The organism is Bradyrhizobium sp. AZCC 1719, assembly GCF_036924525.1.
Taxonomy (GTDB): Bacteria; Pseudomonadota; Alphaproteobacteria; order Rhizobiales; family Xanthobacteraceae; genus Bradyrhizobium.
On record NZ_JAZHRU010000001.1, the window covers coordinates 2,570,039 to 2,595,923 of the forward strand.

30 protein-coding genes and 1 pseudogene are annotated in these 25,885 nt (G+C 62.1%); 24 read left to right on the forward strand and 7 right to left on the reverse strand.

Going from position 1 to position 25,885, the window contains the following annotated elements; genetic code table 11:
• Positions 1-55 precede the first annotated feature (55 nt).
• The 5 genes from V1292_RS12135 (at position 56) to V1292_RS12155 (ending at position 2,181) form a co-directional block, all read left to right on the forward strand.
• Positions 56-271, forward strand: coding sequence for a hypothetical protein (locus V1292_RS12135; protein WP_334372773.1), 216 nt, complete (start codon positions 56-58; stop codon positions 269-271).
• A 9-nt stretch (positions 272-280) separates the two neighbouring features.
• Complete coding sequence (locus V1292_RS12140; RefSeq protein ID WP_334372774.1) at positions 281-571, forward strand: type II toxin-antitoxin system RelE/ParE family toxin; 291 nt, start codon at positions 281-283, stop codon at positions 569-571.
• Positions 568-1,020 carry a tol-pal system-associated acyl-CoA thioesterase gene (gene ybgC, locus V1292_RS12145; protein WP_334372776.1) on the forward strand — a complete coding sequence of 151 codons (453 nt, stop codon included), beginning with the start codon at positions 568-570 and terminating at the stop codon, positions 1,018-1,020. Before V1292_RS12140 ends, ybgC begins: the two co-directional genes overlap by 4 nt.
• A gap of 122 nt (positions 1,021-1,142) precedes the next feature.
• Positions 1,143-1,610, forward strand: a complete 468-nt coding sequence (locus V1292_RS12150) for a nuclear transport factor 2 family protein (RefSeq protein WP_334372777.1) — start codon at positions 1,143-1,145, stop codon at positions 1,608-1,610.
• 4 nt (positions 1,611-1,614) lie between these two features.
• The gene (locus V1292_RS12155) at positions 1,615-2,181 is read left to right on the forward strand and encodes a TetR/AcrR family transcriptional regulator (protein ID WP_334372779.1); all 567 of its coding nucleotides are present in this window, start codon (positions 1,615-1,617) and stop codon (positions 2,179-2,181) included.
• A gap of 182 nt (positions 2,182-2,363) precedes the next feature.
• Here the strand turns inward: V1292_RS12155 and V1292_RS12160 are convergent, their stop codons facing one another.
• On the reverse strand, positions 2,364-3,008 hold the full coding sequence (locus V1292_RS12160; protein WP_334372781.1) for a glutathione binding-like protein: 645 nt from the start codon (positions 3,006-3,008) through the stop codon (positions 2,364-2,366).
• Positions 3,009-3,115: 107 nt separating this feature from the next.
• On the opposite strand from V1292_RS12160, the gene V1292_RS12165 reads away from it, so the two are divergent.
• Positions 3,116-3,775 (forward strand): TetR/AcrR family transcriptional regulator, encoded by a 660-nt coding sequence (locus V1292_RS12165; RefSeq protein WP_334372783.1) that lies wholly within the window; start codon positions 3,116-3,118, stop codon positions 3,773-3,775.
• Between the two features lie 41 nt (positions 3,776-3,816).
• Here the strand turns inward: V1292_RS12165 and V1292_RS12170 are convergent, their stop codons facing one another.
• On the reverse strand, positions 3,817-4,782 hold the full coding sequence (locus V1292_RS12170) for a 2-hydroxyacid dehydrogenase (protein ID WP_334372784.1): 966 nt from the start codon (positions 4,780-4,782) through the stop codon (positions 3,817-3,819).
• A 334-nt stretch (positions 4,783-5,116) separates the two neighbouring features.
• Here V1292_RS12170 and V1292_RS12175 point away from each other — a divergent pair, with 334 nt between their 5' ends.
• From V1292_RS12175 to V1292_RS12195, 5 genes are all read left to right on the forward strand, one after another.
• A complete protein-coding gene (locus V1292_RS12175; protein WP_334372786.1) occupies positions 5,117-5,485 on the forward strand; it encodes a YciI family protein in 369 nt (122 codons plus the stop codon).
• Positions 5,482-6,753 (forward strand): RNA polymerase sigma factor, encoded by a 1,272-nt coding sequence (locus V1292_RS12180; RefSeq protein WP_334372788.1) that lies wholly within the window; start codon positions 5,482-5,484, stop codon positions 6,751-6,753. The genes V1292_RS12175 and V1292_RS12180 overlap by 4 nt, the downstream gene beginning before the upstream one ends.
• A gap of 359 nt (positions 6,754-7,112) precedes the next feature.
• The gene (locus tag V1292_RS12185; RefSeq protein ID WP_334372789.1) at positions 7,113-7,526 is read left to right on the forward strand and encodes a DoxX family protein; all 414 of its coding nucleotides are present in this window, start codon (positions 7,113-7,115) and stop codon (positions 7,524-7,526) included.
• Positions 7,527-7,558: 32 nt separating this feature from the next.
• Positions 7,559-8,095, forward strand: coding sequence for an SRPBCC family protein (locus V1292_RS12190; protein ID WP_334372790.1), 537 nt, complete (start codon positions 7,559-7,561; stop codon positions 8,093-8,095).
• A gap of 104 nt (positions 8,096-8,199) precedes the next feature.
• Positions 8,200-8,613, forward strand: a complete 414-nt coding sequence (locus tag V1292_RS12195) for a VOC family protein (RefSeq protein WP_334372792.1) — start codon at positions 8,200-8,202, stop codon at positions 8,611-8,613.
• Positions 8,614-8,759: 146 nt separating this feature from the next.
• Here the strand turns inward: V1292_RS12195 and V1292_RS12200 are convergent, their stop codons facing one another.
• The 4 genes from V1292_RS12200 to V1292_RS12215 all read right to left on the reverse strand — a co-directional run bounded on the left by V1292_RS12200 (position 8,760) and on the right by V1292_RS12215 (position 13,090).
• Positions 8,760-9,197 carry a hypothetical protein gene (locus V1292_RS12200; protein WP_442894467.1) on the reverse strand — a complete coding sequence of 146 codons (438 nt, stop codon included), beginning with the start codon at positions 9,195-9,197 and terminating at the stop codon, positions 8,760-8,762.
• A gap of 547 nt (positions 9,198-9,744) precedes the next feature.
• Positions 9,745-10,533, reverse strand: a complete 789-nt coding sequence (locus V1292_RS12205) for an SDR family NAD(P)-dependent oxidoreductase (protein ID WP_334372794.1) — start codon at positions 10,531-10,533, stop codon at positions 9,745-9,747.
• 165 nt (positions 10,534-10,698) lie between these two features.
• The gene (locus V1292_RS12210) at positions 10,699-12,384 is read right to left on the reverse strand and encodes a methyl-accepting chemotaxis protein (RefSeq protein ID WP_334372796.1); all 1,686 of its coding nucleotides are present in this window, start codon (positions 12,382-12,384) and stop codon (positions 10,699-10,701) included.
• Between the two features lie 208 nt (positions 12,385-12,592).
• A complete protein-coding gene (locus V1292_RS12215) occupies positions 12,593-13,090 on the reverse strand; it encodes a winged helix-turn-helix transcriptional regulator (protein ID WP_334372797.1) in 498 nt (165 codons plus the stop codon).
• A gap of 115 nt (positions 13,091-13,205) precedes the next feature.
• Between V1292_RS12215 and V1292_RS12220 the strand changes: the two genes are divergently transcribed.
• The 11 genes and pseudogenes from V1292_RS12220 to V1292_RS12270 all read left to right on the forward strand — a co-directional run bounded on the left by V1292_RS12220 (position 13,206) and on the right by V1292_RS12270 (position 21,190).
• Positions 13,206-13,751 (forward strand): dihydrofolate reductase family protein, encoded by a 546-nt coding sequence (locus V1292_RS12220; RefSeq protein ID WP_334372799.1) that lies wholly within the window; start codon positions 13,206-13,208, stop codon positions 13,749-13,751.
• Between the two features lie 53 nt (positions 13,752-13,804).
• The gene (locus V1292_RS12225; RefSeq protein ID WP_334372800.1) at positions 13,805-14,458 is read left to right on the forward strand and encodes a glutathione S-transferase family protein; all 654 of its coding nucleotides are present in this window, start codon (positions 13,805-13,807) and stop codon (positions 14,456-14,458) included.
• An 11-nt stretch (positions 14,459-14,469) separates the two neighbouring features.
• Positions 14,470-14,838, forward strand: coding sequence for a nuclear transport factor 2 family protein (locus tag V1292_RS12230; RefSeq protein WP_334372801.1), 369 nt, complete (start codon positions 14,470-14,472; stop codon positions 14,836-14,838).
• A gap of 283 nt (positions 14,839-15,121) precedes the next feature.
• Positions 15,122-15,535: a YciI family protein gene (locus V1292_RS12235; RefSeq protein WP_334372803.1), complete on the forward strand. Its 414-nt coding sequence runs from the start codon at positions 15,122-15,124 to the stop codon at positions 15,533-15,535.
• A 136-nt stretch (positions 15,536-15,671) separates the two neighbouring features.
• Entirely contained in the window at positions 15,672-16,097 is a 426-nt protein-coding gene (locus V1292_RS12240; RefSeq protein WP_334372805.1) for a YciI family protein, read from the forward strand.
• 138 nt (positions 16,098-16,235) lie between these two features.
• Positions 16,236-16,959: pseudogene (locus V1292_RS12245) on the forward strand (TetR/AcrR family transcriptional regulator).
• Between the two features lie 107 nt (positions 16,960-17,066).
• Positions 17,067-17,552, forward strand: coding sequence for a DUF2852 domain-containing protein (locus tag V1292_RS12250; RefSeq protein WP_334377019.1), 486 nt, complete (start codon positions 17,067-17,069; stop codon positions 17,550-17,552).
• A 426-nt stretch (positions 17,553-17,978) separates the two neighbouring features.
• Positions 17,979-18,266 (forward strand): hypothetical protein, encoded by a 288-nt coding sequence (locus tag V1292_RS12255; RefSeq protein WP_334372807.1) that lies wholly within the window; start codon positions 17,979-17,981, stop codon positions 18,264-18,266.
• Between the two features lie 236 nt (positions 18,267-18,502).
• The gene (locus V1292_RS12260; RefSeq protein WP_334377020.1) at positions 18,503-18,892 is read left to right on the forward strand and encodes a serine O-acetyltransferase; all 390 of its coding nucleotides are present in this window, start codon (positions 18,503-18,505) and stop codon (positions 18,890-18,892) included.
• 121 nt (positions 18,893-19,013) lie between these two features.
• Positions 19,014-20,258: a DUF1963 domain-containing protein gene (locus V1292_RS12265; protein WP_334372808.1), complete on the forward strand. Its 1,245-nt coding sequence runs from the start codon at positions 19,014-19,016 to the stop codon at positions 20,256-20,258.
• Positions 20,259-20,431: 173 nt separating this feature from the next.
• A complete protein-coding gene (locus tag V1292_RS12270; protein WP_334372810.1) occupies positions 20,432-21,190 on the forward strand; it encodes a serine O-acetyltransferase in 759 nt (252 codons plus the stop codon).
• 770 nt (positions 21,191-21,960) lie between these two features.
• Here the strand turns inward: V1292_RS12270 and V1292_RS12280 are convergent.
• A complete protein-coding gene (locus tag V1292_RS12280) occupies positions 21,961-23,229 on the reverse strand; it encodes a serine hydrolase domain-containing protein (protein ID WP_334372812.1) in 1,269 nt (422 codons plus the stop codon).
• Positions 23,230-24,606: 1,377 nt separating this feature from the next.
• On the opposite strand from V1292_RS12280, the gene tolQ reads away from it, so the two are divergent.
• Both tolQ and V1292_RS12290 read left to right on the forward strand, forming a co-directional pair.
• Positions 24,607-25,320, forward strand: a complete 714-nt coding sequence (gene tolQ / locus V1292_RS12285) for a protein TolQ (protein ID WP_057847291.1) — start codon at positions 24,607-24,609, stop codon at positions 25,318-25,320.
• 37 nt (positions 25,321-25,357) lie between these two features.
• Positions 25,358-25,834 carry a biopolymer transporter ExbD gene (locus V1292_RS12290; RefSeq protein ID WP_065743115.1) on the forward strand — a complete coding sequence of 159 codons (477 nt, stop codon included), beginning with the start codon at positions 25,358-25,360 and terminating at the stop codon, positions 25,832-25,834.
• The last annotated feature ends 51 nt before the right edge of the window (positions 25,835-25,885 follow it).

A 25,885-nucleotide genomic window follows, 5' to 3' on the forward strand; every position in this document is an offset into this window, starting at 1 on the left:
GGGTCGACCTTTCGTTGATCTGGGCATCCAGACCGAAAGATGCTAATGTGATCTTATGAGTTCAGCCGTCGAAAAAGCCGTAGAAGCGCTTGAGTTGCTGCCTGAGGAAATGCAGGAATCGGCAGCCGACTACTTGCTGTCTCAGGCCAAGAAGTTCCGGGCACTTAAAGACGCCATCGACGAGGGAATGGCCGACGTGGAGGCTGGGCGCGTTGTGCCTTGGGATTTGGAAGAATTCCTCAAGCGGGCTCGCGCGCAGGCGCAACGATAGGGACGGGCTGTGCGGGTCGTTGTTTCCTTGCGCGCCCGCGCCGACATTCTCAACATACATTCTTATCTCGCCGAAAACAGCATTGTTGCTGCAGATCGAATGCTGGCTCGATTTTCACAACGGTTCGATGAGCTGCAAGAATTTCCTTTTCTTGGGCCGGATCGAAGTGAATTGAGAGCGTCGCTGCGAGGGCTCCTGATTGACGGCTATATTGCGTTTTATCTTGTCGAAGTGGATCGGATCGTGATCGTGCGCGTACTTGATGGCCGGATGGATATCAAGCGGGAGATGTCGAAATGACTCCCTCCCTCGACGGCGAGATCCGCGACGGCCGCCATCACATGCAGGTCCGTGTCTACTACGAAGATACCGATTTTTCCGGTATCGTATACCACGCCAATTACCTGCGCTTCATGGAGCGCGGGCGCACCAACCATCTGCGGCTGATGGGCGCTTCGCAGCATGCGCTGTTCGAGCAGGCGCAGGAGGAGATGCCGGGTTTTGCCTTCGTAGTCCGCTCGATGCAGCTCGACTTTCTGCGGCCGGCGCGGATGGACGACGTGCTCGACGTGGTGACATGGCCGGTCGCGGTGAAGGGCGCTTCCATCACGCTGGCACAGGAGGTGCGGCGAGGCGAAGACGTCCTCGTCAAGGCGGAAGTGCGCGTTGCCTTCATCAGCGAGGGACGAGCGCAGCCGATCCCGAAATCGCTGCGGCTGTTGATGAAGGCCGATCTGGCGCCGGAATAAATCTTAGTTTGACGCGTTTTCTTTACGCGAACCGGCATCCACTTCGCTCGAAAACGCTATGGATATTGACTCTCTGTACCGATCGGTACAATCTCCTCCGGCAATCATTCCGGAGAAACCTCATGTCGCGTCCGCCGCTGCCGCCCTTCACCCGTGAAACCGCAGCCCAAAAGGCGCGCATGGCCGAAGACGCCTGGAATTCGCGCGATCCGGTTCGGGTATCGCTGGCCTATACCGAGGACAGCCGCTGGCGTAACCGTTCCGAATTCTTCCAGGGCCGCGAGGCGATCGTCGAATTCCTCACCCGCAAATGGGCGAAGGAGCATGACTATCGCCTGATCAAGGATCTCTGGGCGTTCGATCAGAACCGCATTGCCGTGCGCTTCCAGTATGAATGGCACGACGGTGCCGGGCAGTGGCATCGCTCCTACGGCAACGAGCAGTGGGAGTTCGACGAACACGGCCTGATGCGGCGGCGCGAGGCCAGCATCAACGATATCGCCATCAAGGAAAGCGAGCGTCGCTTCCATTGGCCCGCGCCTGGTCCGCGCCCGGCGGATGTCGCGGGGCTAAGCGAGAACCCGCTATGATCAGATGCTGAAAAGAGGCGTCGAACGTGGAGAGGTACTGCGCGCGCTCGGCGAGGTGTTTCGCGCGCATGGCTACGAGGGCGCCTCGCTGACGCTGATCACGGAAGCCACCGGGCTCGGCAAGGGCAGCCTCTATCATCTATTCCCCGGCGGCAAGGAGCAGATGGCCGCCGAGGTGCTGGCCGAGATCGACGGCTGGTTCGAACTTCATATCTTCGCGCCCTTGCGCACCGCCGACGATCCCGCGCGCGCCATTGCTGCGATGATCGCGGGCGTCGATCAATATTTCCACTCGGGCGATCGCGTCTGCCTGGTCGGCATGGTGGCGCTCGGCTCGGCGCGCGACAGTTTTGCCGAAGCGGTCGATGGCTATTTCGCGCGCTGGCAAACGGCGCTGGCGCAGCTCCTGCGGCGATCCGGGCTCACGACCAGCCAGGCACAGCGGCGCGCCGAAAATGCGCTCCTCACCATTCAGGGCGCGCTGGTGCTGGCACGGGCGCGTGGCGACGCCAAAATTTTTCGCCGCGCGTTGAGCGATCTGACGACGCGGTTGCTGGCGCCGGCGGAGTGACGGCTTTGCTGTTTGCGTTCCCCGGATGCTGCGCAGCGCCATAAGCGCGTTTACGCGCGTCTTCGACACGCTATGGCGGTGCGCTGGCGTTCCGGGGTCCACTGCATGCCGTGAAATAGGTCCCGGTTCTGCGGTGCATCACCAAGGGGTGCTGCACCGCGTCCGGGACACGAGGGGGCGCCTTACGCCGCCGCCTTATGCCGCGCGAGTTCGGCCTTGTAGAGTTCGAACTCCTCGGCGACCGCTTTCGCAACGCTCGGGCGGGTGCGCAGCCGCTCGTAATAGGCTTTCACCGCCGGCCACTTCGCCAGTTCGATCGGCGGCGTCGCCATCGTCCAGTTGATGATGGTGACGAGATAGGCATCCGCGACGCTGAAGTGATCGAGCAGGAATTCGCGGCCCTTCAGGTAGTTCTCGAGATAGTCGAGCCGCGACAGATTCTTGTTCAGCGCATAAGTCTTTGCGTCCTGCGGCGCTGTCTTGTCGAGGAGCGGCACGAACAGCGCCTTGTGCAGCTCGGTGCCGATGAAGCACAGCCATTGATGCAGGCGGCTGCGCTCCTCAGCGGAGTTGGCCGAGATGCCGGCGCCCGGAAAGCGGTCGGCGACATATTGCAGGATCGCCGCGTTCTCCGTCAGCACGGTCCCGTCGTCGGTGCGCAGCGTCGGCACCAGCCCGAGCGGGTTGACGGTGCGAAAATCCGAGCCGTCCTTCTGCACCACCTTGGTCTTGGGATCGACCTCGAGATAGTTGACCTCAACGCCGGCTTCGTACAGCGCAATCCGGGTCGCCAGCGAGCAGGCGAGCGGCGAGAAATACAGGTCCATGATTTGCCTCCTTGGCGGTTGATCAATCGGCCGGCGTTCAAGGCGGGCAGGATTGATTTTTATACTGTTCCGCATAATATAGATCCGGTCAAGGAATTATTTGCGAAATGGTACAAAAAAGAAAGAAGTCCCCGGTCCCCCGGATCGACGCTCCCGTCCCGCCCAAGCGGCGGGGCCGGCCGCGCGCCTATGAGCCGGGCGTGGCGCTCGGCAAGGCGCTCGACCTTTTTCGGAAGGACGGTTTTGCGGCCACCTCGCTCGACGATCTCTCCGCCGCCACCGGCATGAACCGACCGAGCCTCTATGGCGCGTTCGGCGACAAGCGCGAACTCTTCATCAAGAGCTACCGGCGCTATCGCGACGACGCGCGGGTCGCGATGGGCGACATCTTCCGGAACGAGCTGCCGATCCGAAAACGCCTGGAACGCATCTATGCGGTGGCGCTCGATATTTATCTGTCCGGCGAATCCGGTCCGCGCGGCTGCTTCACGGTGATGACCGCAGCCTCCGAGGCGGTGCACGACCCCGATATCCGCGCGATGGTGCTGGAAGGTCTTGCCGAGCTCGACAAGGCTTTTGCGGCCTGTTTCCGGCTCGCCCAGGAAAAGGGCGAGCTACCGGCGAGCGCCGACGCGACCGTGCTGGCGCAACTGGCCTCCGCCACCATTCACACCATCGCCATCCGCGCCCGCGCGCAGGTGCCGCGCAAGGAACTGGAAGCGATTGTCAACGGTGCGATCGACGTGATGGTCGGGGCAGCGAAGTAACTCTCCCCGTCGTTGCGTTCGCTGGGACGACGATAGGGTCGTCAATACCCCCGCTTACGGTCCACCACGTTCTCCAGCGCGCCGCCGGCTTCGAAGCGCGCGATCTGCTGCGCGACGTATTTCGATATCTCGTCGGGATCGGTATCGGCGGCATTGTGCGGGGTCAGCACCACCTTTGGATGGGTCCAGAATGGGCTGTCGGCGGGCAGCGGCTCGGTGGCGTAGACGTCGAGCGAGGCGCCGCCGAGCGTGCCGTCATCGAGGCATTGCAAAATGTCGGCCTCGTTCTGCAGGCCGCCGCGGCCGGCATTGATCACGACCGGTGCGCCGAGCGGACTTCTGCGATTCAGTTTCTCAAACAGCCCGCGATTGAGAATGTGCCGCGTCTCCGGCGTCAGCGGCAGAAGGCATACCAGAATATCGGTCCGCCGCAGGAATGGCTCGAGCTGCGCTTCGCCGTGAAAGCATTCGATGCCCTCGATCGTTCGCGGGCTGCGGCTCCAGCCTGTGACACGGAAGCCCAGCCGCCGCAGTACGTCGGCGGCGTCAGTGCCAAGCGTGCCGAGCCCCATGATTCCGACGGAGATTGCGCCCGCCGCCCATTGCGATTTCGGCGCCCAGCGTTTTTCGCGCTGCGATTCCCGCAAATAGAGTTCCTGCCGGTGGTGCATCAGGACATGCAGAACGACATATTCGGTCATCCGCGCGGTGAGGTCGCCGACCGCGACGCGCACCAGCGGCACGTCGGGCAATGAGCGATCGGCCATCAGTGCATCGACGCCCGCGCCGAGGTTGAAGATGACACGCAGGTTGGGGAAGCCGGCGAGCTCGCCCGGATGCGGCTTCCACACCGCCGCGTAATGGACATCAGCCGGATCGAACGACGCATCCGGCAACAGCAGCACGGACCGCCCCTCGCAAACGTCATCGAACCGGCTCTTCCAGCGCCGCGGCGACCAGTTGTCGGTCCCTCCATGCACCAGCAGCGCAAGCGCACCCTTCGTCATTACCATTCCTTTCGCGTCGCCAACCCGGCGTGACCCGCCTCACATCGCGGACCGAGGTGTTTCTCTAGCCTCCTTTCGTCCGACAAGGGAGACCTTGCATGGCCAATCAGGTTGAGGCCGTCAGATGAAAACGCTCAGGTGCATCGTTCTCATTCTCGGTGTGTGCAGCCTTTGTTCCAAGGCGGCCATTCACGCCTACAGGCATTTCAATCCACCGCCGCCGCCGATTGTAGGTCCCTGACGGCAGGCAGGTCATTTTCAAAATTTCTTCGACGCGCCTGTCGGCTCCGGGCATAATCGTTCGTCATCAAGACAACGGAGATGCTTGAGCCTCATGCTGTACGCCATTCTTTGCTATCACGATGAAGACACCGTCGGTTCCTGGAGCAAGGAACAGGACGCCGCGGTCATGAAGAAATTGTCCGTCGTTCAGGACAAATTGACCAAACAGGGCCGGCTCGGTCCGGTCGCGCGGCTCTTGCCGACCACGGCGGCGACCACGCTGCGCAAGGACGATCCGCCGCTGGTGCTGGACGGCCCCTATGCCGAAACCAAGGAACAATTGCTCGGCTTCTATCTCGTCGACTGCAAGGACCTCGACGAGGCGCTCGGCGTCGCCCGCGATCTCGGCGCGGCCAATCCCGGCGGCGCCTACGAGATCCGTCCCGTTGGCCACTTCACGGCGGGGAGCGTGCAGCCATGACCGATACCGCCTGGATCGATGCCGCACTGACTTCGGCTCGCCCCCAGGCGGTCGGCGCGCTGCTGCGCTATTTCCGTAACCTCGATACCGCCGAGGAAGCCTTTCAGAACGCCTGCCTGCGCGCGCTGAAGAGCTGGCCGCAGAACGGCCCGCCGCGCGATCCGGCGGCGTGGCTGATCATGGTCGGGCGCAATGTTGCGATCGACGACATCAGGCGCGGCAAGAAGCAGACGGCGCTGCCCGAGGACGAGGCGATCTCCGACCTCGACGACGCCGAGGAAGAGCTTGCCGAGCGGCTCGACGGCTCGCATTACCGCGACGACATCCTGCGGCTGTTGTTCATCTGCTGCCATCCGGACCTGCCGGCGACGCAGCAGATCGCGCTCGCGCTGCGCATCGTCTCGGGTCTCACGGTGAAACAGATCGCGCGTGCCTTCCTGGTCTCGGAAGCCGCGATGGAGCAGCGCATCACCCGCGCGAAGGCGCGCGTCGCCGATGCCAACGTGCCGTTCGAAGCGCCGGGCGCAGCGGAGCGCTCCGAGCGCCTCGCCTCCGTCGCCGCCATGATCTATCTGATTTTCAACGAGGGCTACTCGGCCTCTGGCGACACCGCCGAGATTCGGGCGCCTTTGTGCGAAGAGGCCATTCGCCTGGCGCGATTGCTGCTGCGGCTGTTCCAGAGCGAGCCCGAGATCATGGGGCTGACCGCGCTGTTGCTGCTGCAGCATGCACGCTCTGATGCGCGGTTCGATGCCGATGGCGCCGTGATCCTGCTCGACGACCAGGACCGTTCGAAATGGAACAAGGCTCTGATCGCCGAGGGGCTGGCCTTGATCGACAAGGCGATGCGCCATCGCCGCAGCGGACCCTATCAGGTCCAGGCCGCGATATCAGCCCTGCATGCCCGCGCCGAGAAGCCCGAGGATACCGACTGGACCCAGATCGACCTGCTCTATGGCGCGCTGGAGATCATGCAGCCGTCGCCGGTGGTGACCTTGAACCGCGCGGTCGCGGTGTCCAAGGTGAAGGGGCCGGAAGCCGCGCTCGACATGATCGAGCCGCTGGCGGCGCGGCTGTCGAACTATTTTCACTTCTTCGGCGTGCGCGGCGCCTTCCTCATGCAACTCGGCCGCAACGACGAGGCCCGGGTGGCCTTCGACCGCGCTATCGCGCTGGCCAACACCTCGGCCGAAGCCGCCCACATCCGCATGCACCTCGACCGCCTGCAGCGCGACAGCCAGCCCCGCGGCAAGAAGGCCGGGAAGTAGCTCCTTCTTATCCTCCCCTGGAGGGGTCCGAGACGAGCGAAGCTCGCTCGTGGATCGGTTCGCATGAATGCGAACCGAGGTGGGGTGACGGTCTCTCCGCATCCAACAGTGCCCGAGTTGAGAGATCACCCCACCCCGTTTCGCATTTCGCTGCGCTACATGCGAACCGACCCACGAGCGAGCTTCGCTCGTCTCGGACCCCTCCAGGGGAGGGTGATGCCGCGAGCAATCATCCGTCATGCCGGGGCTGGCCAGGGCATCACGGCGTCCTTGTCAAAAAACTTCACTCCCCCTGTCGGTTTCCACCTCCCTCGTTCGTCTTGAATCCGAACAGCCATTCAAGACAACGGGGACCGATCATGACCGTCATCGCCGAGACCGCGCCTGTCTCAAATCCGGCACGCTGGGCGGGCCGCATTCTCTCCGGCCTCGTCATCCTGTTCCTGATGGTCGACGGCGCCATCAAGCTGGTGCCGTGGCCGGTCGTCACGGAAACCATGGACCGGATGGGTTACGGTTCGAGCGACGCGCTGATGCGCGGCCTCGGCGCCATCACCATCATCTGCACCGTGCTCTACGCCATTCCGCCGACCTCGATTCTCGGGGCGATCCTGCTCACCGGCTATCTCGGCGGCGCGATCGCCTCGCACGTCCGTATCGACAGCCCCTTGTTTACACATACGTTGTTCGGGCTCTATCTCGGCCTGATGCTGTGGGGCGGGCTGTGGCTGCGTGACAAGAACCTGCGCAACCTGGTCCCCTTTCGCTGCTGACTAACTTCAACCGATTATTTACGGAGCCCGACATGCTGGAAGTCATTGCCGTTATCGCCGTCATATTGGCGATTGCCATCGCCGTGTTGCTCATTCTCGCCGCGACCAAGCCGAATACGTTGCGGATACAGCGCGCGATCAGCATCAAGGCGCCGGCGGAAAGGATATTTCCGCTGATCTCCGACTTTCAGCAGTGGCGGAGCTGGTCGCCCTACGAGCAGAAGGACCCGGCGATGAAGCGCACCTATGGCGGTGCCGAGCGCGGCAAGGGTGCCGTCTATGCCTGGGACGGCGACAAGAATGTCGGTTCGGGCCGCATGGAAATTCTCGAGGCCGCGGCGCCGTCGAAAATCGTCATCAAGCTCGATTTCTTCAAGCCGTTCGAAGGCCACAACACTGCCGAGTTCACAATGCTGCCGCAGGGCGATGGCACCCATGTCACATGGCTGATGCATGGTCCGGCGAACTTCATGTCCAGGCTGATCCAGGTGTTCATGAACCTGGATCGCATGATCGGCAGGGATTTCGAAGCCGGTCTCGCCAATCTGAAGACGCTCACCGAGAAATGAGTGTGACGATTCTATCGTGTCCCGGACGCGGCGGCGCATCACTCCGTACTGCGCAGCATCCGGGGAACGCCGTGACGGACTAAAGCAAGCCAAAGGAGCCAGCGATGCAGGTCAATCCGTATCTGTTCTACAACGGTAATTGCGAGGAAGCGCTGAACTATTATCAGAAGGTGCTGGGCGCCCAGATCGAAGCGAAGATGCCATATGGCGAGGGGCCCGCCGACATGCCGGTGCCGGCGGACTGGAAAACCAAGATCATGCATGCCCGCATCACCATCGACGGCGAAGTGCTCATGGCCTCCGACGCGACGCCCGGCGATTACCATCAGCCGCAGGGCATGTCAGTTGCGCTGGCGGTCGAAGATCCCGCCGACGCCGAGCGCCGCTTCAATGCGCTCGCCGAAGGCGGCACGATCAGGATGCCGTTCGGCAAGACCTTCTTCTCCAACGGTTTCGGCATGTGCGTCGACAGGTTCGGCATTCCCTGGATGGTGAACTGTCCGAAGGAAGATATGTAGATTCGTCGGAGCCGTAGGGTGGGCAAAGCGACTTGTCCGCCGTAGCTCAACGAGCGAAGGCGGAAGCGTGCCCACCATTCGCGCCACAAGGAAGATGGTGGGCACGGCGCAAGAGCGCCTTTGCCCACCCTACAAGATCTGCAGAATCATCTGCACCTTGGATAGATCGCGGCCAGGTCACGCCCGCGCAGCAGCAACAGCCGCGACGTCAGGCCGCCGTGCCGGCTGATCCAGTCCCGCACGCGGTCGGGATAGGCTGCCTGTACTGCGCGCGAGGCTTCCGGCTCGGCATAGATCCGGCCGCGGCCGTCGATCGAGCGCGCGGCGTGGAATCCGAGCACCGCCCGGCGCGTCACGCAGATGCGCTCGGCCGGCACCGTCATCAGCACCAGCGTGCAGGCCGACAGGCATGGCCCGTCGATCACCACCCGCTCCCCGGTCTCGCGCACGCGATCGAACAGTTCGAGAAACGGCCCGACCTGTCCGCCGGGACTGGCGAGAATGCGAACCTCGGCCCGCACCGGCATGATTGCCGCCAACAGCGCGGCGGCGACAACGATGAGCTTGATGACCGCCATTCCCATGTGCAGCTCCTCCGTCAGCACTGCCCCCGGCCCAGTTACGCTCGAACATGTGGCAAGGTTTGGTCAAGCGTCCGCGTCAGAGACCCCCGGCCCCGGTGAAGGTTACCCATCCCGGCGTGGCAGGTGAGTGCGGCGCGCGCCAGCAGGATCCATGGGTAGCAAGGCGACGGTGTCCACCGTAGCTTCACGAGCGCACGCGGAACCGGGCCCTTCACCTCTACCAGCTTACGGTCGCCGAGTAGCGCAGCGCTGCTCTATCGAAATTGCCGCGCAGCCCAGCGGAACGAACAGTGCGGCCCGCCGTTGTGGACCGCATGGATCATTTTTTCCTTAGCATTATCTGCGCGGGCATTTTGCTGCTCGTAACCGCGTTCGCACTGGGAACGCCGAGTATGCGAGCGGATGCTCCACCGGAACAGACCGTGTTGCTGCACCGCGGCGCGCTGAAGAGTAACCTCCCTCCACGATCCAGCAACGAGAAGCCACCAGCCAAGTCCATTGTTACTGGGCTCTGATCCGCACTCCAAGCGACACAGCCACTGAGGAACTAGCCGTTCCGCCGTTGGCCGCGCAGCGTCGGCAGGCCAATGCCGGCGGCATCGAAGCCGCCATCGACGGCGAGGACCTGCCCGGTGATGTAGCTTGCGCGGTCGCTGCACAGGAAGAAGATCGCTTCCGCCAGTTCCTCTTCGAGGCCATAGCGGTTGAGCGGAATGGCGTCGTGATAGTCGGCGCGGATTTCCGGCGTGTGGACCTGTTTTGCCATCGCGGTCTCGACCGGGCCGGGCGCCACGGCGTTGACGCGAATGCCGAGCGAGGCCAATTCGACCGCGAGCTGTTTGGTCAGATGCGCGAGCCCCGCCTTGCTGGTGCCGTAGGCCGAACGCAGCGTGGAGGCGCGTACCGCCGAGATCGACGTGACGTTGACGATCGCGCCGCCGCCATGTTCCCGCATCAAGAACGCCGCCGCCTTGGTGCACAGGAAAGGGCCGGTGAGGTTGACCTGCAGGATGCGGTTCCAGTCGTCATCCGAGGTGTCGAGCAGCGGCGCGAACACCGCGATCCCGGCATTGTTGACCAGCGCGTCGAGCCGGCCGAAGCGTTCGCTCACCATCGCCACGGCGTTCGCCACCGCTTTGGCGTCGGAGACGTCGCAATGCAGCGCCAGCGTATTGTCGGGGTCGGCGAGGCCGGCGACCGCGCCGCGCAGCAATTCGCCTTCGATGTCGAGCAGCGCCACCTGGCAGCCCTCGGCGAGAAAGCGTTTCGCCGTCGCAAGCCCGATGCCGCGCGCGGCGCCGGTGACGAGAGCAACTTTTTGCGGGGAGGGGGGCATGGGCGGGTCCGTTTGCGAGAGAGAAGATTTCCCGCTCCTATAACCCAGGCCCCGTCGCATGTCCCGGCGACAGTGATGCAGACTTCAGCGCTGCCCGGCCGAGCCGCGGCATAGCAAATCCGGTACGGGCGGCTGTCCCGTACCTGATGCGTTCGATGATGGTATCTAACCGTTCGCGCGCTGCGCGATCGCCTTCGCTTCCGCGGCGGCTCGCTGCATGTTGGAGGACATCTCGCCGGTCACCGTGCTCTGCTCCTCGACCGCGGCGGCGGTGGCGGTGACATATTCGCTGACGCCCTGGATCGCACTCTTGATGCTGTCGAGCGCGCAGACGACGTCTCCGGAGATGCCGTTGAGATTGCCGATCTCCTGGCCGATCTTGTCGGTCGCCTGCTTGGCCTGGGTGGCGAGGTTCTTGACCTCGGAAGCCACCACGGCAAAGCCGCGTCCGGCCTCGCCAGCGCGCGCCGATTCGATCGTCGCATTGAGCGCCAAGAGGTTGATCTGGCCGGTGATGTTGCCGATCAGCTCCACGATGCCGCTCATCGCCTGCGCCGCTTCGTTCAGCCGCTGCGCCTGGGCGTCGGCCGCCTCGACCCGCCCGACCGCGGTCGCCGCCGTCTCACGCGACTTGGTCATGGCTTCGGAGATTTCCCGGACCGAGGCGTTCAGTTCCTCGGCGCCGGCCGCCACCGATTCCATCATGCCGCGCACGCGCTCGTTGCCCATCCGGACCAGCACTTGCGCGGTGGTGTCGGTGGCGTATTTCACCACCTTGAACGGCTTGCCGTTGAGGTCGAGGATCGGATTGTAGGATGCCTGGATCCAGATCTCCTTAGCCCCCTTGCCGATCCGCTTGTATTCGGCCGCCTGATATTCCCCGCGGTTGAGCGCCGCCCAGAATTCACGATAGGCCGCGCTGTCGCGCTCCGACTGTTCGACGAACATGCTGTGGTGCCGGCCGCGGATCTCGTCCAGCGCGTAACCGACCGTCCGGAGGAAGTTCTGGTTGGCGCCGATGATGGTGCCGTCCATCTTGAACTCGATCACGGCCTGCGACTTGCCGATGGCGGCAATCTGGCCGGCGAGATCGGCGGTCGAAAGTTTCTGGCTGGTGATATCGGTGGCGAATTTCACCACCCGGAACGGCTTGCCCTTCTCGTCGAGCACGGGGTTGTAGGAGGCGAGAATCCAGACTTCCTTCCCGCCCTTGCCGATCCGCTTGTACTCGGCCTGTTGGCTTTCGCCGCGGTTGAGGCTCGCCCAGAACTGCCGGTAGGCGGCGCTGTCGCGCTCCGACGGACCGACGAACATGCTGTGATGCTTGCCCTGGATTTCGGCAAGCGTGTAGCCCATCGCTTTCAGGAAGTTGTCATTGGCGGTGACGACGGTGCCGTCCATCTCGAACGCAATGACCGCCTGCGTACGGTTGATCGCGGCGATCTGGCTGGCATCCTCCATGTTCTTGATCTTGCGGGCGGTGATGTCGGTCGCGAATTTCACGACCTTGCAAGGTTTACCGCTGCCGTCGAGCACGGGGTTGTAGGTCGCCTGGATCCAGACTTCCTTGCCGCCCTTGCCGATCCGCCTGTATTCGGCGGCCTGGTATTCGCCGCGCCTGAGCGCCGTCCAGAAGTCGCGATACGCTTGGCTGTCGCGCTGCGACGGATCGACGAACATGCTGTGATGCTTGCCCTTGATTTCGCCGAGCGAGTAGCCGAGGGCTTTGAGGAAATTGTTGTTGGCGGTGAGAATCGTGCCGTCCATGCCGAACTCGATAACGGCCTGCGAGCGGCCGAGAGCGTCGGCAAGCGCTTTATCTGTCGAGGAGCTCTTGAGAAATTGAAACACCGTAGGCCTCATTGCATGGGTGAAAATGACGAGGCTGCTGGTTAATGCCGCCGAGCCCCCTTCCGAGGCAGGTTTGATCAAATGAAAAAAGAATGCGTTAACGATATTCTCCGTAAGATGACGGATAGCATCGCGACGTAGTGCTGATCTTAAGGATGTCCCCGCGCGCGACGCCCGCCGGACGAGCATGCAGCCGCGGATTCGGGGGCTATCTTCCGTTCACGACGCTTTCATACGCCGCCTGCAGTCGCTCACCGACCGACGGACCGCTACGCCTGCGCCGCTTTGCGCCGAGATGGCTCTCGCGCAGCTCGTCCATGAATTCGGCCCACATTTTCGGTCCGCCCTCGCTGAGCAGCCGCGCGCGGATGCCGAGTTCCTTGGTGACGGGTAGATATTTGTAACCCCAGGCCGCCATCTGCGCGAGAACGGGCAAGAGCTCGATGCCTTGCTCCGTCAGCGAGTAGATTCCCTTCTGCTTGTGCGTGGGATCGTCCTCGCGGGTGATGATGCCCTGCTCGAGCAGGGTCTTCAGCCGGTCGGCGAGGATGTTGGAGGAGATGCCTTCCTCCGATTTGGTCAATAGCTCGCGAAAATGCCGCCGGTTGCCGAACATCATGTCGCGGATGATCAAAAGGCTCCATTTGTCGCCGAGCACTTCCAGCGAAAGATTGATCGGACAGCCGGAGCGCTGGGCATCGGTCATGGTCGTCTCCAAAAACGGGCACCAAGGCGCCTTAAAAAAACCGCTTGCAATATCGCACCAGTTGGACCATTCTGCAACCAGTTGCAATTCGCAATCAGTTTAGGGAGAGATCGCAATGGCAAAGTTGATCATGTGGAACCTGATGACGCTGGATGGCTTCGTTGCAGGCCCCAACCGCGACATCTCCTGGCATTCCGACGTTTGGGGCGAGGAACTGGCGCAATTGTCGATCGAGCAGATGAAAGCCGCCGGTGGATTGCTGTTCGGGCGAGTGACCTACGAGCTGATGGCGGGCCACTGGCCGAGTGCGACCGGCGAGGTCGCCGACCTCATGAATGCCGCGCCGAAATACGTCTTCTCGCGCACGGTGAAGAAGTCCGATTGGAACAACACGCAGATGTTCAGCGCCGATGTGCCGGAGACCGTCGCCCGGCTGAAGCGCGACAGCGCCAAGGACATTTTTCTGTTCGGCAGCGCCGATCTCGCCAGCAGCCTGATCCCGCACGGGCTGATCGACGAGTTCCGTATTGCGGTAAGCCCCGTCATCCTCGGCGGCGGAACGCCGCTGTTCAAGCCGGGCGAAAAGCTCAAGCTGAAGCTGCTCGACAGCCGGCCGTTGTCGACCGGCATCGTGATCCTGCGTTACGCGCCGGCGCCGTAAATGTCGGCGGCACCAGACGCAGATCGTCTTGCAAACGGCAAACCGGAGTTTCCATGTCGCTGACCCTGCACTTCCACCCGCTGGCCTCGTTCTGCTGGAAGGCGCTGATCGCGCTTTACGAGAACGACATTCCGTTCCGGCCGAATCTCGTCGATCTCGGCAATCCGGCTGAGCGCGCCGCGCTGCTGAAGCTGTGGGGGATCGGCAAGTTCCCGGTGCTGCGCGACGATGCACGGGATCAGACCGTGCCGGAATCCAGCATCATCGTGGAATATCTCGATTCATACTATCGCGGCCGCGCCCGGCTGATCCCCGAGGATCCCGGCCTCGCCTTGCAGACCCGGCTGCGCGACCGCTTCTACGATCTCTATGTGCATCTGCCGATGCAGAAGATCGTGACGGACCGGCTGCGGCCCGAGGGCAAGCGGGACCCGTACGGCGTCGAGGAGGCGCGGGCGCAGTTGCATACTTCCTACGCCATGATCGAGCAGCAGATGGAAAACGGCGGCTGGGCGATGGGCGAGGATTTCAGCCTCGCCGATTGCGCGGCAGTGCCGTCATTGTTCTACGGCAACATGGCGATGCCGTTCGGTGAAGCGCAGAAAAACCTCAGCGCCTATCTCGAGCGGCTCAAGGAGCGTCCCTCCGTCGCGCGCGTGTTGAAGGAAGCCGAACCGTATTTCCAGATGGTACCCAAGGAGCCCTAAGGGAGCGCTGAATGGCCGAAGCAAACAAGGCGGAGACGATCCGCAAGATTTTCGCAGCTTATCTGTCCAACGATCGCCAATTCGTCGAGAATGCCTTCAGCGAGGATTTCCGCTTCACCAGTCCGTTCGATGACAACATCGACAAAGCGACCTATTTCGCGCGCTGCTGGCAGTCGAGCGACTGGATCGAACGGCACGAACTGGAGCGGATCCTCGTCGACGGCGATCAAGCCTTCGTGACCTACCGCTGCACGGCCAAGGACGGAAAGAGCTTTCGCAATACCGAGTTCGTTGTCTTCGATGGCAAGAAGGTGAAGCGCATCGACGTCTATTTCGGCGCGAACTACCAGGATGGCAAGTTCGTCAGGCAACCGGGATAAATGCTGTTTCCTTCGGTCCCCGGACGCGATGCAGCGCCATAAGCGCGTTCACGCGCGTCTTCGACGCGCTATGGTGCTGCTTCGCAGGGCCGGGGTCCAGTGCACGATGGGCCCCGGTTCTGCGGCGCATCAAGCTGAGCAGCTTGCTGCGCCGCGCCCGGGGCACGACTACCTCCAAAATAATTTCCACTGACATGTCGGCGGCGTAAAAGCCCGCTCGTCTTGTTGACGAAGGCCGACGCGGCAAGTGGCTGGCCTAAGAAGATCAACACGGAGAATAGCGATGCGATTCATGGTGATTGTGAAGGCCAGCAAGGATACGGAAGCCGGCGTGATGCCGAGTACGGAGCTGCTGACCGCGATGGGCAAGTTCAACGAGGAACTGGTCAAGGCCGGCGTGATGGAGGCGGGCGAGGGCCTGCATCCGACCTCGAAGGGCGCGCGGATCAAGTATGGCAGCGGGCAGAGCGTCACCCGCGGTCCGTTCGCACAGTCTGGCGATCTCGTCTGCGGCTTCTGGCTGATCAACACCAACTCGCTGGACGAAGCGATCGACTGGATGAAGCGCGCGCCATTCGCCGATGGCGACGAGATCGAGATCCGCCAGGTATTTGCCGCAGAAGATTTCGGCGAAGCGCTCACCCCCGAACTGCGCGAGCAGGAAGAGCGGCTGCGGGCGCAGACTGCGAAGAAGTGACGGCTTGCCGTCATTCCGGGGCATCGCGCAGCGATGAACCCGGAATCTCGAGATTCCCCGGTGCGCAATTGCGCACCTGAGGTCTGGTCCTTCGGACCATCCCGGAATGACGACACCCGAACAAGGACACCCCACCATGCGATTCATGATGCTGATGATTCCCCTGGGCTATGAGACCGCGCCGCCGGACGTGCAGCTCGATCCTGAACGAGTCAAGGCGATGATGAAATACAATGAGGCGCTGAAGGAGGCCGGCGTGCTGATCGCGCTCGACGGGTTGCATCCGCCCTCGATGGGTGCGCGGGTCTCGTTCGTCACCGGCAAGCCCGTCGTTACCGACGGTCCCTTCACGGAGGCCAAGGAAGTACTCGGCGGCTACTGGATGATCAACGTGAAGTCGCGCGAGGAGGCGATCGAGTGGGCGAAGAAGTGCCCGGCGTCTGAGAACGAGATCATCGAAATTCACCAGGTGCAGGAAATCGGTGATTTCTCCGAAGAAGTGCAGCAGGCGGCCAAGGGTTTCGACGAGCTGCAGAAGGGAAATGCACACAAGGCGCGGTGAGGCTCGCCGCTCTCGACGCTCTGCTCCTTCTCCGCGTCTTTCACGGGGAAGGGGAGCGGAAAGAGCATCCCTGCGTTAACCTTCCTTAATGCTCAAAATAAGTGACCTTTACGGCCAGCTCATGTAAAAGCCTTTAACATGAGCTGGCAAAAGGACCGCCGCGGCGAGCGCGGCTACCATCACGGCAATCTGAAAGAGGCATTGCTGCAGGCGGCGCTCGACCTGATTTCGCAAAAGGGCCCGGCCGGCTTCACCTTTGCAGACGCCGCACGCATGGCTGGCGTCAGTCCGGCCGCCCCCTACCGCCATTTTCGCGACCGCGACGAATTGCTGTCCTCGATCGCGCAACGTGGCTTCGAGCAGTTCGAGGCCATGCTCGTGCAGGCCTGGGACGACGGGCCGCCCCGACACCGTCACCGCGTTCGAGCGGGTCGGCAAGGCTTATCTCGCCTTTGCGCGCAACGAGCCGGCGTTCTATTCGGCGATGTTCGAATCCGGGATTCCAGTCGATTCCAACCCGACATTGATGGCTGCGAGCGAGCGCGCATTCGCCATTATCCGCGCTGCCGCCGAGCGGCTGGCGGCGATGACACCGCCCGGAACGCCGCGGCCGCCGGCGATGATGATGGCGCTGCATATCTGGTCAATGTCGCACGGCGTGGCCTCGCTGTTCGGCCGCGGCGATGCGGCGCGGCGCAAACTGCCGATGTCGCCGGAAGATCTCCTGGAGGCGCAAGTGCTGATCTATCTGCGCGGCCTCGGCTTCCCGACCGATCGCCGGCCTGAGCCAAAACCGCCTGGCCCGCCGCCGGTGCCGCCGGCAGGCGACGCGCCATCTGGTCCCTGGGGGAACCGAAAATAATTTTCGAGGGCGCGGCGAGCCGCCCGCTTGACAAAAACGCGGATTGGTTTAGGTATGTAAATGTTATTTACATTCACAACGGCGTGATCGCCGTCATGGAGAGGGAAATGGCCTACACCGCAGATGTCAATCGATGGCGCGGTCAGACGGAACAGACCTATCGACCGCATATGCTTGAAAGCCCCTGGCACCCCGGCTGGATCGTGGTGACTATCCTCGGCTTCATCATCTGGTGGCCGATCGGGCTTGCCCTTCTCTTATTCACACTAGGGAGCAGAAAAATGGGTTGCTGGAGCCACGGAGATCGCTGGCAGAACAAGATGGAGCGGATGCAGTACAAGATGGACCGGATGCGCGATCGCATGGAGCGCCGCGGTTTCGGCGGCTTCGGCTTCGGCCCGCCGTCCAGCGGCAACCGCGCCTTCGACGAGTACCGCATGGAAACCCTGCGCCGGCTCGAGGAAGAGCAGGTCGAGTTCAAGAACTTCCTTGAGCGCCTGCGCCACGCCAAGGACAAGGAAGAGTTCGACGCCTTCATGGCGCAGCACAAGCAGCGCCCGACCCCGCCGAACGACCAGCCGCAGCAGGGCTGATCGTCAACGGCAAGAAGAGTTCAGCCGCAGGCGTGATGCCCCCATGATGCCTGATGGCGATACAGCCGCCCATCTGCGACCCGCAGGTGGGCGGTTTGTTTTTGTGCCGTGACGAGCGAACTGCGACCGCACCGGGATCGGACTCCCTCTCCCGCTTGCGGGGGAGGGCCGGGGTGGGGGTGCCGCCACGAGTCGCGCCGCCCGTATGGAGAGAGCCCCCACCCAGATCGCATCTTCGATGCGATCTGACCTCCCCCGCAAGCGGGAGAGGTGGAGGCGAAGTCTTCTAGAAGGAACCGGAGTCAGACCGTTCGCTCGCCCCATCTCGCCTGGCTCAACCTGAGATTTATTCATGGATCGGCTTCGCGTGCGGTGATAGGCTGCGCGAGATCAACCCCGTTTGTCGCGAGTCATACGGAGATCAGCATGGAACAGATTCTGACTAACCTCGTTGCAGGAGCGCTTGGCGGCGTGGGTGCGGGCAAGTCATCGCCGACTTTCGATCTCGGTACGATTGGTAACGTTGTTGCCGGCTTGGTCGGAGGCGGGGTGCTCGGCCAGATCGTAACGTTGTTGATGCCATCAATCATGGCCGCAGCCCAGTCGGGCGATGTGAGCATTGGCGGCATTGTCTCACATGCGATCGCCGGTGGTGCTGGCGGGGCCATACTCACGGCGCTCGTCGGTGCAATCAAGAACAAGGCTGCTGCCTGACGGTCAACCGGCAAAGTCTGAAATTCCCGGTCGGTGTCTCCACGAGTCACGCCCCCGTATGGAGAGAGCCCCCACCCGGATCGCATCTTCGATGCGATCCGACCTCCCCCGCAAGCGGGAGAGGTGGAGCAATCGGCGAAAGTCAGCTCATGAAGGCATCACCGTCTGGTGGCGCTGTTTCGCGGCCGGTCTATTTTGTATGGACGCGCTAATGCAGGACGGCCGTCATGAATGAAATGGTGTCTATCGATCAGATCTGGCGATCGATCCGCCGTGAAGCGGACAGCGCCGTGGCGCGCGACCCGGTATTCGGCGCCGCGCTCTTCTCATCCATTCTCGATCATCCCGACTTCGCTCATGCACTGGCGCACCAGATCGGCGCGCGGCTCGGCCAGACGCACGCAGATCGCGCGCGCTTTGCGCAGCTTGCCCGTGACGCCTTCGCGTCTTCGCCTGATCTGATCGACGCGGCGAGCCGCGATCTGCAGAGCATAGCCGTTCACGATCCCGCGACCACAACGCTGCTGCAGCCGCTGCTGAACTTCAAGGGATACGTCGCGCTTCAGGTCTGGCGCATCTCCAACTGGCTCTGGCGTGAAGGCCGCCTGACAAGAGCAGTTGCATGAGGGGCGAGGTCTCGATTGCCAGGATCGCTTGGCGACAGCCGTCGCAAAACAACGCTTAACGAATGTCCGGCATTCTCTTCGCGCTTGAAAGAAGGCGGGAAATGGCCGGGAGAGGAAGCGCATGAAGCTCTTACGGGATATTTTGCGGCACGAAGCCGACACGGAGAAGATGCGCGAGAGAGCACGCGGCGCGGATCGCGCTTGCGCCATCCTGACCCCCATTGTCCCCATTGCCTTCAACGAGGCGGATAGTTGGTTCGGTGGCAAGCCGAAGTTGCCGAAAGATACCTCCTGGCCAGAGCAGAAGGGAGTGCCGCTGCATTTTGTGTGTCAGATCAATCTTTCGCGCCTTCCAGCCGGTCTATGGTCGGGGGTTGGGCCACGCGACGGTTGGCTGGCTGTGTTCTTTCACCCTGAAACACATGCTCCGAAAGTCCTCCACGTTCGAGGCGAGATAGAAGAGCGTGACGGACCGGGGCAAATGGCGGCGCAATGGGCGAGGACATACGCATCCTATGCAGTCAAAGCTAAAATGGATCTCCTTCCCCAGTGGCCGGTCAAAATTGAAGAATGCCATCAAGTACATTTGACGCATTTGGGAAGTGTCAAATTTGCCCCAGAATCTTTGAAGGATGAAAAGCCCGATCTCGCAAACTCCGCTATTCATCCCTTCGACGCGGATACGCTCGGGGTTCTACTCGACAGTCTGGAGGAGTTTTTCATCCAGCAGTTGAAGCAGATGTGCCGCTTTCCTGCGATGAAGAAGGTCCGCCAGGATGACCTCGACTGGATGCTCGAAACAAAGGCGCTAGCCTTCCAGGGCCTTGAGGAATTCTACAAGGTTGAAGGCATTCTTGCGCCTGGCAAATACAACTTCGATTCCGGAAAGGTTGCTTCGGAGCTTCCGAAGATCGCCAACCTTCCGACCTACGAGTTCAATTATCTCAAGGACGACGAAGATGGCTATTGCTGTTTGGAGTACCGCCGTTCGTCGCTCTCCGAATTGCCGGTTAGCTCTCGATCCCTGCCCGCTTGGTGGGAGCGATACAATTCCCGACTCTATTGGCAATGCGGCCACGCCTACACGAATGACCCAGGACGCCTGCATCCGACGCTACGCGAAAGGATGGAGCGAATCTGGCTTCACGAAACGCAAGGATTTCATGGCGCCATGGGACATGCGCCCGAGGGGCATATTTATACACCGCACGGCCCCGAAACCGACACCGAGGTGTTGCTTGAACTACCAACAAGCCGAATGCAGGGTTGGATCTGGGGAGATACCTATTCGATCGTGCTACTGATCAAGCGTCAGGCGCTGTCGCGGGGTAACTTCGTCGATGTGATCGTGGACATCACCAACTGAATGTAGTTTCAGCCACTAGGCACACTCGTCTAAGCAATGAGGAAAATGCCGGGAAACGGATGGTTGGAAGGACGCACGATGTTGTCCTCCCTGCACTCCGCTGCGGCTCTCATGGCGCTGCTTCGCGGCCGGCCTATATTATTATGTGGATGCGCTAATCCGAGGCGGCCGTCATGATTGAAATGCTGTCTGTCGATCAACTCTGGCACGCGATCCGCCGCGAAGCTGAAAGCGCCCTGGCGCGCGACCCGGTATTCGGCGCCGCGCTCTCCTCATCCATTCTCGATCGTCCCGACTTCGCTCATGCGCTGGCGCACCAGATCGGCGCGCGGCTCGGCAAGACGCACGCGGATCGCGCGTGCTTTGCGCAGCTTGCCCGTGACGCCTTCGCATCTTCGCCCGATCTGATCGACGCGGCGAGCCGCGATCTGCAAAGCATTGCCATTCACGATCCCGCGACGACAGCGCTTCTGCCGCCGCTGCTGAACTTCAAGGGATACGTCGCGCTACAGGTCTGGCGCATCTCCAACTGGCTCTGGCGTGAAGGCCGCAACGATCTGGCGCTGTTGCTGCAAAGCCTGTCGTCCGATCAGCTTCAGGTCAGCATTCACCCCACCGCTTCGATCGGCACGTCGGTGTTTCTCGATCACGCCACCGGCATCATCATCGGCGCCTTTGCCGTGATCGGCGACGAGGTGACGATTTTGCAGAACGTCACCATCGGCCGAATTCATTCGCAGCCGGACCGCGCGCCGAAGATCGGCAGGGGAGTGTTGCTCAGCGCCGGATCGACCATTCTCGGCAATGTCAGCGTCGGCGATTGCGCCAAGATCGGCGCAGGCGCAGTCGTCGAGCACGATGTGCCGCCCTGCTGCACCGCCGTCGGCGTTCCCGCGCGACTAGCGAATTGTCCGGAGAAGATTTCTGTCTGAGCGCATGGCAACCGTAGCCCAGGCGAGCGAAGCGACCCCCGGGACAATGTCTGAAGGAAACAATTTGATGGTTTCTGATAGTATCCCTACAAAGCCATGATCCTTATCAGTACATGACCGAAGCCATTATCCGCTCTGCGGCAGAACACGAGCTGCCCGAGGTGTTGAACCTTTACCGACACCTTCATCCGCACGATCCTCAGTTGGAGACAGCTACTGCTGAGCGCGTCTGGTCGACGTTGCTTACATCCAGCTTCATGACCGTGATCGTGGCGCAAGCAGCGGAACTGCTTGTATCTTCGTGCACGCTCGCGATCGTGCCTAACCTGTCTCGAGGCGGTAGATCGTATGGGGTGATTGAGAATGTAGTCACTCACGCCGACTACCGTCGGCTGGGGCTCGGCCAACGTGTTCTCATGCGCTCGATGTTGCTTGGCAGGCCGACTGCTACAAAGTCCTATTGGCGACGGGTTCGAAGCTGGAGACCACCCTACGCTTCTATGAGGGAGCCGGCTTTCATCGTGGTGGCAAAACCTACTTCGAGGTACGCCGTCCTTAGCGTGCAGTTTTGTACATATCGTACGGTGACCCCGTAACTCAGCGCCCCTACGACGCCACGGGACGGGGCGCTTGAGCAAACTGAGCGCTCCACGCCCCGTCCCGTTGCTCAACCGAGCCCCATGGGCTCAGATGACGAACAGACTCTACTCATACGCGGATGAGAAACGGGACTCGCGTCACGGGCTCCTAATTCACTCGCGGACTGCAAACTACCGCACCATGGCGCCGTAAACGATGTCCTGCACCTGCTCGCGATAGTACTTCCGAAGTTCGCCGGGCGCCGCCGTTCCCACGACCACGACCAGGCGCTCTTTCGGGTCGCAGAAGAACTGCGTGCCGTAGGCGCCATTCCAGGTGAACTCACCGGGATTGCCCGGTACCGACGACAGGCCCTCGCTGGTGCGTACTGCCACGCTAAGGCCGAAGCTGAAGCCGCCGCGATGCGGCTCCACATTGGCGACGTTGTTCTTGATGTCAGGCCCAAGGTGGTTGGAGATCATGTGATGCACGGTCTTGGGCCCGAGAATGCGCTGGCCGTCGAGTTCGCCGCCATTGAGCAGCATCTGTCCAAAGCGGACATAGTCGCCCACGGTGGCAAACGCGCAGGCGCCGCCGCAATCGAACTTGGTGGGCGTGTCGAGCAGCTTGATCGCCTGCGGCTTGCCGGTCAGCGGATCATTGGGAAAGGGCCGGGCAAGACGTGCGCGCTGCGCCTCGGTGGGGCGGAACGTGGCGTCCTTCATGCCGAGCGGCTGCCACACATTGCCGGTGAGGTAGTCGCCAAGCCGCAGCTCGCTGACTTTTTCAACGACAGCACCGAGCACGTCGATCGAGAAGCCATACTCGAAAACCGTCGCCGGCTGGTGCGCTAGTGGCAACTTGGTGATGCGATCGATGAAGGCCTGGGTATCGCCTTCGATCGCCGGCGCGGTGCCATCGGGATACTGACGGGCGATCGGGCTTGAGCTGTCCGGTCGTCCTCCATACATCAGCCCGGATGTGTGCCGATAAAGATCGTGGATGAAGATTGGCGAAGCCTGCGCGTCGAGCCTCAGCGAACCGTCCGCTTGCGGGACGCCCACCTTCATTTCGGCAAAGCCGGGATAGTAGTCCGCAAGCTTTGCCTGCAGCGGAAGGCGCCCCTGTTCCATCAGCGTCAGGGCCGCGACGGCGGCCATCGGCTTGGTCATGGAGGCAAGCGCAAAGACGGCATCCAGCGGCATCGGCGTGCCCTTGGTCGGATCAAGCTGGCCATACGCCTTGTACTGCACGAGCTTTCCGTCGCGAGCTATCGCGACCACGGCGCCGGGCACACGCTTCGCAGCGATCTCGCGGGCAAAGAAATCATCAAGACGGGCCAGTCCCTGCTGCGAAAATCCGACGTCATCCGGCTTTGCCTCGGGCAGCGGCGCGGCATTTGCCGCATTGGCAGCGATGCCGGCAACAACCGCCGCGGCCATCATCATGAATGGCTTCATCGTCTTCTCCCTCGAATGCGGTTCAGGTCCGCAAGATTATTATGTTCGGGGCACCATGTTAGATCGCGCCTGCACGAGCGACAAGGAGAGCGCGCGAGCAGGGCACTCGTTGTGCCGGCAAAACTGTTCTGATTTGCTCGTCGGGCAACTGTAGCCCGGGCGAGCAAAACGACCCCGGGGTCGTGTGTTCCCGCATGTCGCTTGCGCCCATGCGGGCTACAATTCATCTCGCAGTGACTGATTTGCTTCAATTCTGATTTTCCGAAATCGTGTCAAGCCCAGGAAACAAAAAGAATCGAAAATATTCCGCTTTCGTTCTCACCCAAATCAGTCGCATAACTCCGTCCGTCTCGCGGCAGATGAGGGGCGTTGGCCACGTCACGAACGCGCGGTGAGATGCGATGGACGACGATGGCGCGCTAGACGTACGCGCCGGAAGCGTACGGCGAAGTCGTGTGGTTCGGGCGCCGCGGTGCTGGCGTTAAGTCCTTAAGAAGCGAAGCTTCTCAGGGGCGACGGAGGCAAAAGAGCCGTTCTCCGGGGAGAGCACGAAGTAAGCCGTAAAGCCATTGCGCAGGGAAGGCCGGGATGCTCCCGCTGTACCTGTATGCTCGTGTGCGTTTTCCTTTGCGCACTTTGCACACGAGACCGCGGGTGCGGCGCGCACCCGGTCTTCCCTGCGCCCTCAGATAGGAGAGGGCGAAGAAGCGAAGATGCAAACCTCGGGCGCAATGCGTCGCGAGAAGGTCACCTCATGCTCCGTTGTCGTCACCCGCGAAGGCGGGTGACCCAGTATTCCAGAGATAGCAGTGATTGAACCGAGAAGCCGCGGCGTACTGGATCCCCCGCCTTCGCGGGGGACGACAGTCGAGTGTAGCGCCACATTCTCCGCGTCATTGCGAGCGCAGCGAAGCAATCCATTGGCGCCTCATACGCGGAAAGATGGATTGCTTCGCTGCGCTCGCAATGACGGCGAACGGCTTTCGCCACATTGTCCACCCGCCGCCCTGAGGCCGGGCCAACAAACGTCACGAGGCGCGAGGCCGGCCGCCCGGACCACCTGTCGGCGTATGGAACCCGGACCCCAGAGGCCCGCAACCGTCCGGCCGCACTGGACTTCCGGCAGTGGAATTCCCTATTGGTAACCGAAAGTTAACTAAGCTTAGCGTCTGGTTAGGGACGGAATGACGCGCTGGCAGCCCTCGTTTTGACATGTTGGCAGGGGAAGCAATGCCCGGCTTTCGGCGGGCCCCCCATGCGACAGGAAACAGGCTCTCGCGCTGGCGCAAATCGCCGCGCCCGACGCGCGGCTGTGAAAACCGGCGGCCATTTGCTCCCGGAGGAATTAGGGACACTTGCGTTGAGAGGATACTACTCATGAATCCCGCCGACGTGGCTCCGTCAGCTCTGCCGCTCGTCTCGGCCGACGTGTCGCTGATCGCGCTGTTCTGGCAGGCCCACTGGGTCGTGAAGTCGGTCATGATGGGCCTGCTCGCCTGCTCGGTCTGGGTCTGGGCGATCGCGATCGACAAGATTTTCCTCTATTCGCGCACCAAGCGCGCGATGGACCGCTTCGAACAGGCGTTCTGGTCGGGACAATCGATCGAGGAGCTCTATCGCGCGCTTTCGGCGAAACCGACGCAATCGATGGCGGCGTGCTTCGTCGCCGCCATGCGCGAGTGGAAGCGCTCGTTCGAGAGCCAGTCGCGCTCCTTTGCCGGATTGCAGATGCGGATCGAGAAGGTGATGAACGTCTCCATCGCCCGCGAGGTCGAGCGGCTGGAGCGGCGGCTCCTGGTGCTGGCAACTGTCGGCTCCGCCGGCCCGTTCGTCGGCCTGTTCGGAACCGTCTGGGGCATCATGTCGAGCTTCCAGTCGATCGCGGCGTCGAAAAATACCTCGCTCGCGGTGGTGGCACCCGGCATTGCGGAAGCGCTGTTTGCGACCGCTATCGGTCTTATCGCCGCCATCCCGGCGACGATTTTCTACAATAAGTTCACGTCCGAGGTGAATCGGCAGGCGCAGCGGCTGGAAGGTTTTGCCGACGAGTTTTCAGCCATCCTGTCCCGCCAGATCGACGAGCGGGCGTGAGGGCGGCAAATGACGAGCGCATCGTGAGATCAAGATCATGGCGATGAACATGGCAGGTTCGGCCGGAGGCGGTGGTGGCCGTCGCGGCCGGCGTCGTGCCGCGGTGATGGCGGAGATCAACGTCACGCCGATGGTCGACGTGATGCTGGTGCTGCTCATCATCTTCATGGTGGCCGCGCCATTGATGACCTCGACCATCGATATCGATCTGCCCGTCGCCGGCGGCGGCAAGCAACTGCAAGCCAACGCGCCCCCGCTGACGCTGTCGGTCAAGCGCACCGGCGGTGCCTGCAATTCGAACGTCGAGCTCTATCTCGGGGACACGCTGATTCCGGCCAATGAGCTCCTGCCCAAGATAACGGCGATCAAGGAGACCAGGTCGGAGGCCGAGAGGGTGGTATACCTGCGGGGCGACAAGGACGTCTGTTACACGGATATGATGAAATTATTGGGGTATATTCGGACGGCGGGGTTCAAGGCGAATATTGTCATCGTGCCGGAGCAGGGCTCCTGAGCCATGCAGCGGCGCGCGGTGATTGACGGCGGAGCGGAAAAGCGCAGGTGA

Excerpts from the sequence above, each read along its gene's own strand:
- V1292_RS12135 (WP_334372773.1), top strand. The coding sequence starts at position 56 with ATGAGTTCAGCCGTCGAAAAAGCCGTAGAAGCGCTTGAGTTGCTGCCT.
- ybgC (WP_334372776.1), top strand. The coding sequence starts at position 568 with ATGACTCCCTCCCTCGACGGCGAGATCCGCGACGGCCGCCATCACATG.
- V1292_RS12150 (WP_334372777.1), top strand. The coding sequence starts at position 1,143 with ATGTCGCGTCCGCCGCTGCCGCCCTTCACCCGTGAAACCGCAGCCCAA.
- V1292_RS12155 (WP_334372779.1), top strand. The coding sequence starts at position 1,615 with ATGCTGAAAAGAGGCGTCGAACGTGGAGAGGTACTGCGCGCGCTCGGC.
- V1292_RS12160 (WP_334372781.1), bottom strand. The coding sequence starts at position 3,008 with ATGGACCTGTATTTCTCGCCGCTCGCCTGCTCGCTGGCGACCCGGATT.
- V1292_RS12165 (WP_334372783.1), top strand. The coding sequence starts at position 3,116 with ATGGTACAAAAAAGAAAGAAGTCCCCGGTCCCCCGGATCGACGCTCCC.
- V1292_RS12170 (WP_334372784.1), bottom strand. The coding sequence starts at position 4,782 with ATGACGAAGGGTGCGCTTGCGCTGCTGGTGCATGGAGGGACCGACAAC.
- V1292_RS12175 (WP_334372786.1), top strand. The coding sequence starts at position 5,117 with ATGCTGTACGCCATTCTTTGCTATCACGATGAAGACACCGTCGGTTCC.
- V1292_RS12180 (WP_334372788.1), top strand. The coding sequence starts at position 5,482 with ATGACCGATACCGCCTGGATCGATGCCGCACTGACTTCGGCTCGCCCC.
- V1292_RS12185 (WP_334372789.1), top strand. The coding sequence starts at position 7,113 with ATGACCGTCATCGCCGAGACCGCGCCTGTCTCAAATCCGGCACGCTGG.
- V1292_RS12190 (WP_334372790.1), top strand. The coding sequence starts at position 7,559 with ATGCTGGAAGTCATTGCCGTTATCGCCGTCATATTGGCGATTGCCATC.
- V1292_RS12195 (WP_334372792.1), top strand. The coding sequence starts at position 8,200 with ATGCAGGTCAATCCGTATCTGTTCTACAACGGTAATTGCGAGGAAGCG.
- V1292_RS12200 (WP_442894467.1), bottom strand. The coding sequence starts at position 9,197 with ATGGGAATGGCGGTCATCAAGCTCATCGTTGTCGCCGCCGCGCTGTTG.
- V1292_RS12205 (WP_334372794.1), bottom strand. The coding sequence starts at position 10,533 with ATGCCCCCCTCCCCGCAAAAAGTTGCTCTCGTCACCGGCGCCGCGCGC.
- V1292_RS12215 (WP_334372797.1), bottom strand. The coding sequence starts at position 13,090 with ATGACCGATGCCCAGCGCTCCGGCTGTCCGATCAATCTTTCGCTGGAA.
- V1292_RS12220 (WP_334372799.1), top strand. The coding sequence starts at position 13,206 with ATGGCAAAGTTGATCATGTGGAACCTGATGACGCTGGATGGCTTCGTT.
- V1292_RS12225 (WP_334372800.1), top strand. The coding sequence starts at position 13,805 with ATGTCGCTGACCCTGCACTTCCACCCGCTGGCCTCGTTCTGCTGGAAG.
- V1292_RS12230 (WP_334372801.1), top strand. The coding sequence starts at position 14,470 with ATGGCCGAAGCAAACAAGGCGGAGACGATCCGCAAGATTTTCGCAGCT.
- V1292_RS12235 (WP_334372803.1), top strand. The coding sequence starts at position 15,122 with ATGCGATTCATGGTGATTGTGAAGGCCAGCAAGGATACGGAAGCCGGC.
- V1292_RS12240 (WP_334372805.1), top strand. The coding sequence starts at position 15,672 with ATGCGATTCATGATGCTGATGATTCCCCTGGGCTATGAGACCGCGCCG.
- V1292_RS12250 (WP_334377019.1), top strand. The coding sequence starts at position 17,067 with ATGGCCTACACCGCAGATGTCAATCGATGGCGCGGTCAGACGGAACAG.
- V1292_RS12255 (WP_334372807.1), top strand. The coding sequence starts at position 17,979 with ATGGAACAGATTCTGACTAACCTCGTTGCAGGAGCGCTTGGCGGCGTG.
- V1292_RS12260 (WP_334377020.1), top strand. The coding sequence starts at position 18,503 with ATGGTGTCTATCGATCAGATCTGGCGATCGATCCGCCGTGAAGCGGAC.
- V1292_RS12265 (WP_334372808.1), top strand. The coding sequence starts at position 19,014 with ATGAAGCTCTTACGGGATATTTTGCGGCACGAAGCCGACACGGAGAAG.
- V1292_RS12270 (WP_334372810.1), top strand. The coding sequence starts at position 20,432 with ATGATTGAAATGCTGTCTGTCGATCAACTCTGGCACGCGATCCGCCGC.
- V1292_RS12280 (WP_334372812.1), bottom strand. The coding sequence starts at position 23,229 with ATGAAGCCATTCATGATGATGGCCGCGGCGGTTGTTGCCGGCATCGCT.
- tolQ (WP_057847291.1), top strand. The coding sequence starts at position 24,607 with ATGAATCCCGCCGACGTGGCTCCGTCAGCTCTGCCGCTCGTCTCGGCC.
- V1292_RS12290 (WP_065743115.1), top strand. The coding sequence starts at position 25,358 with ATGGCGATGAACATGGCAGGTTCGGCCGGAGGCGGTGGTGGCCGTCGC.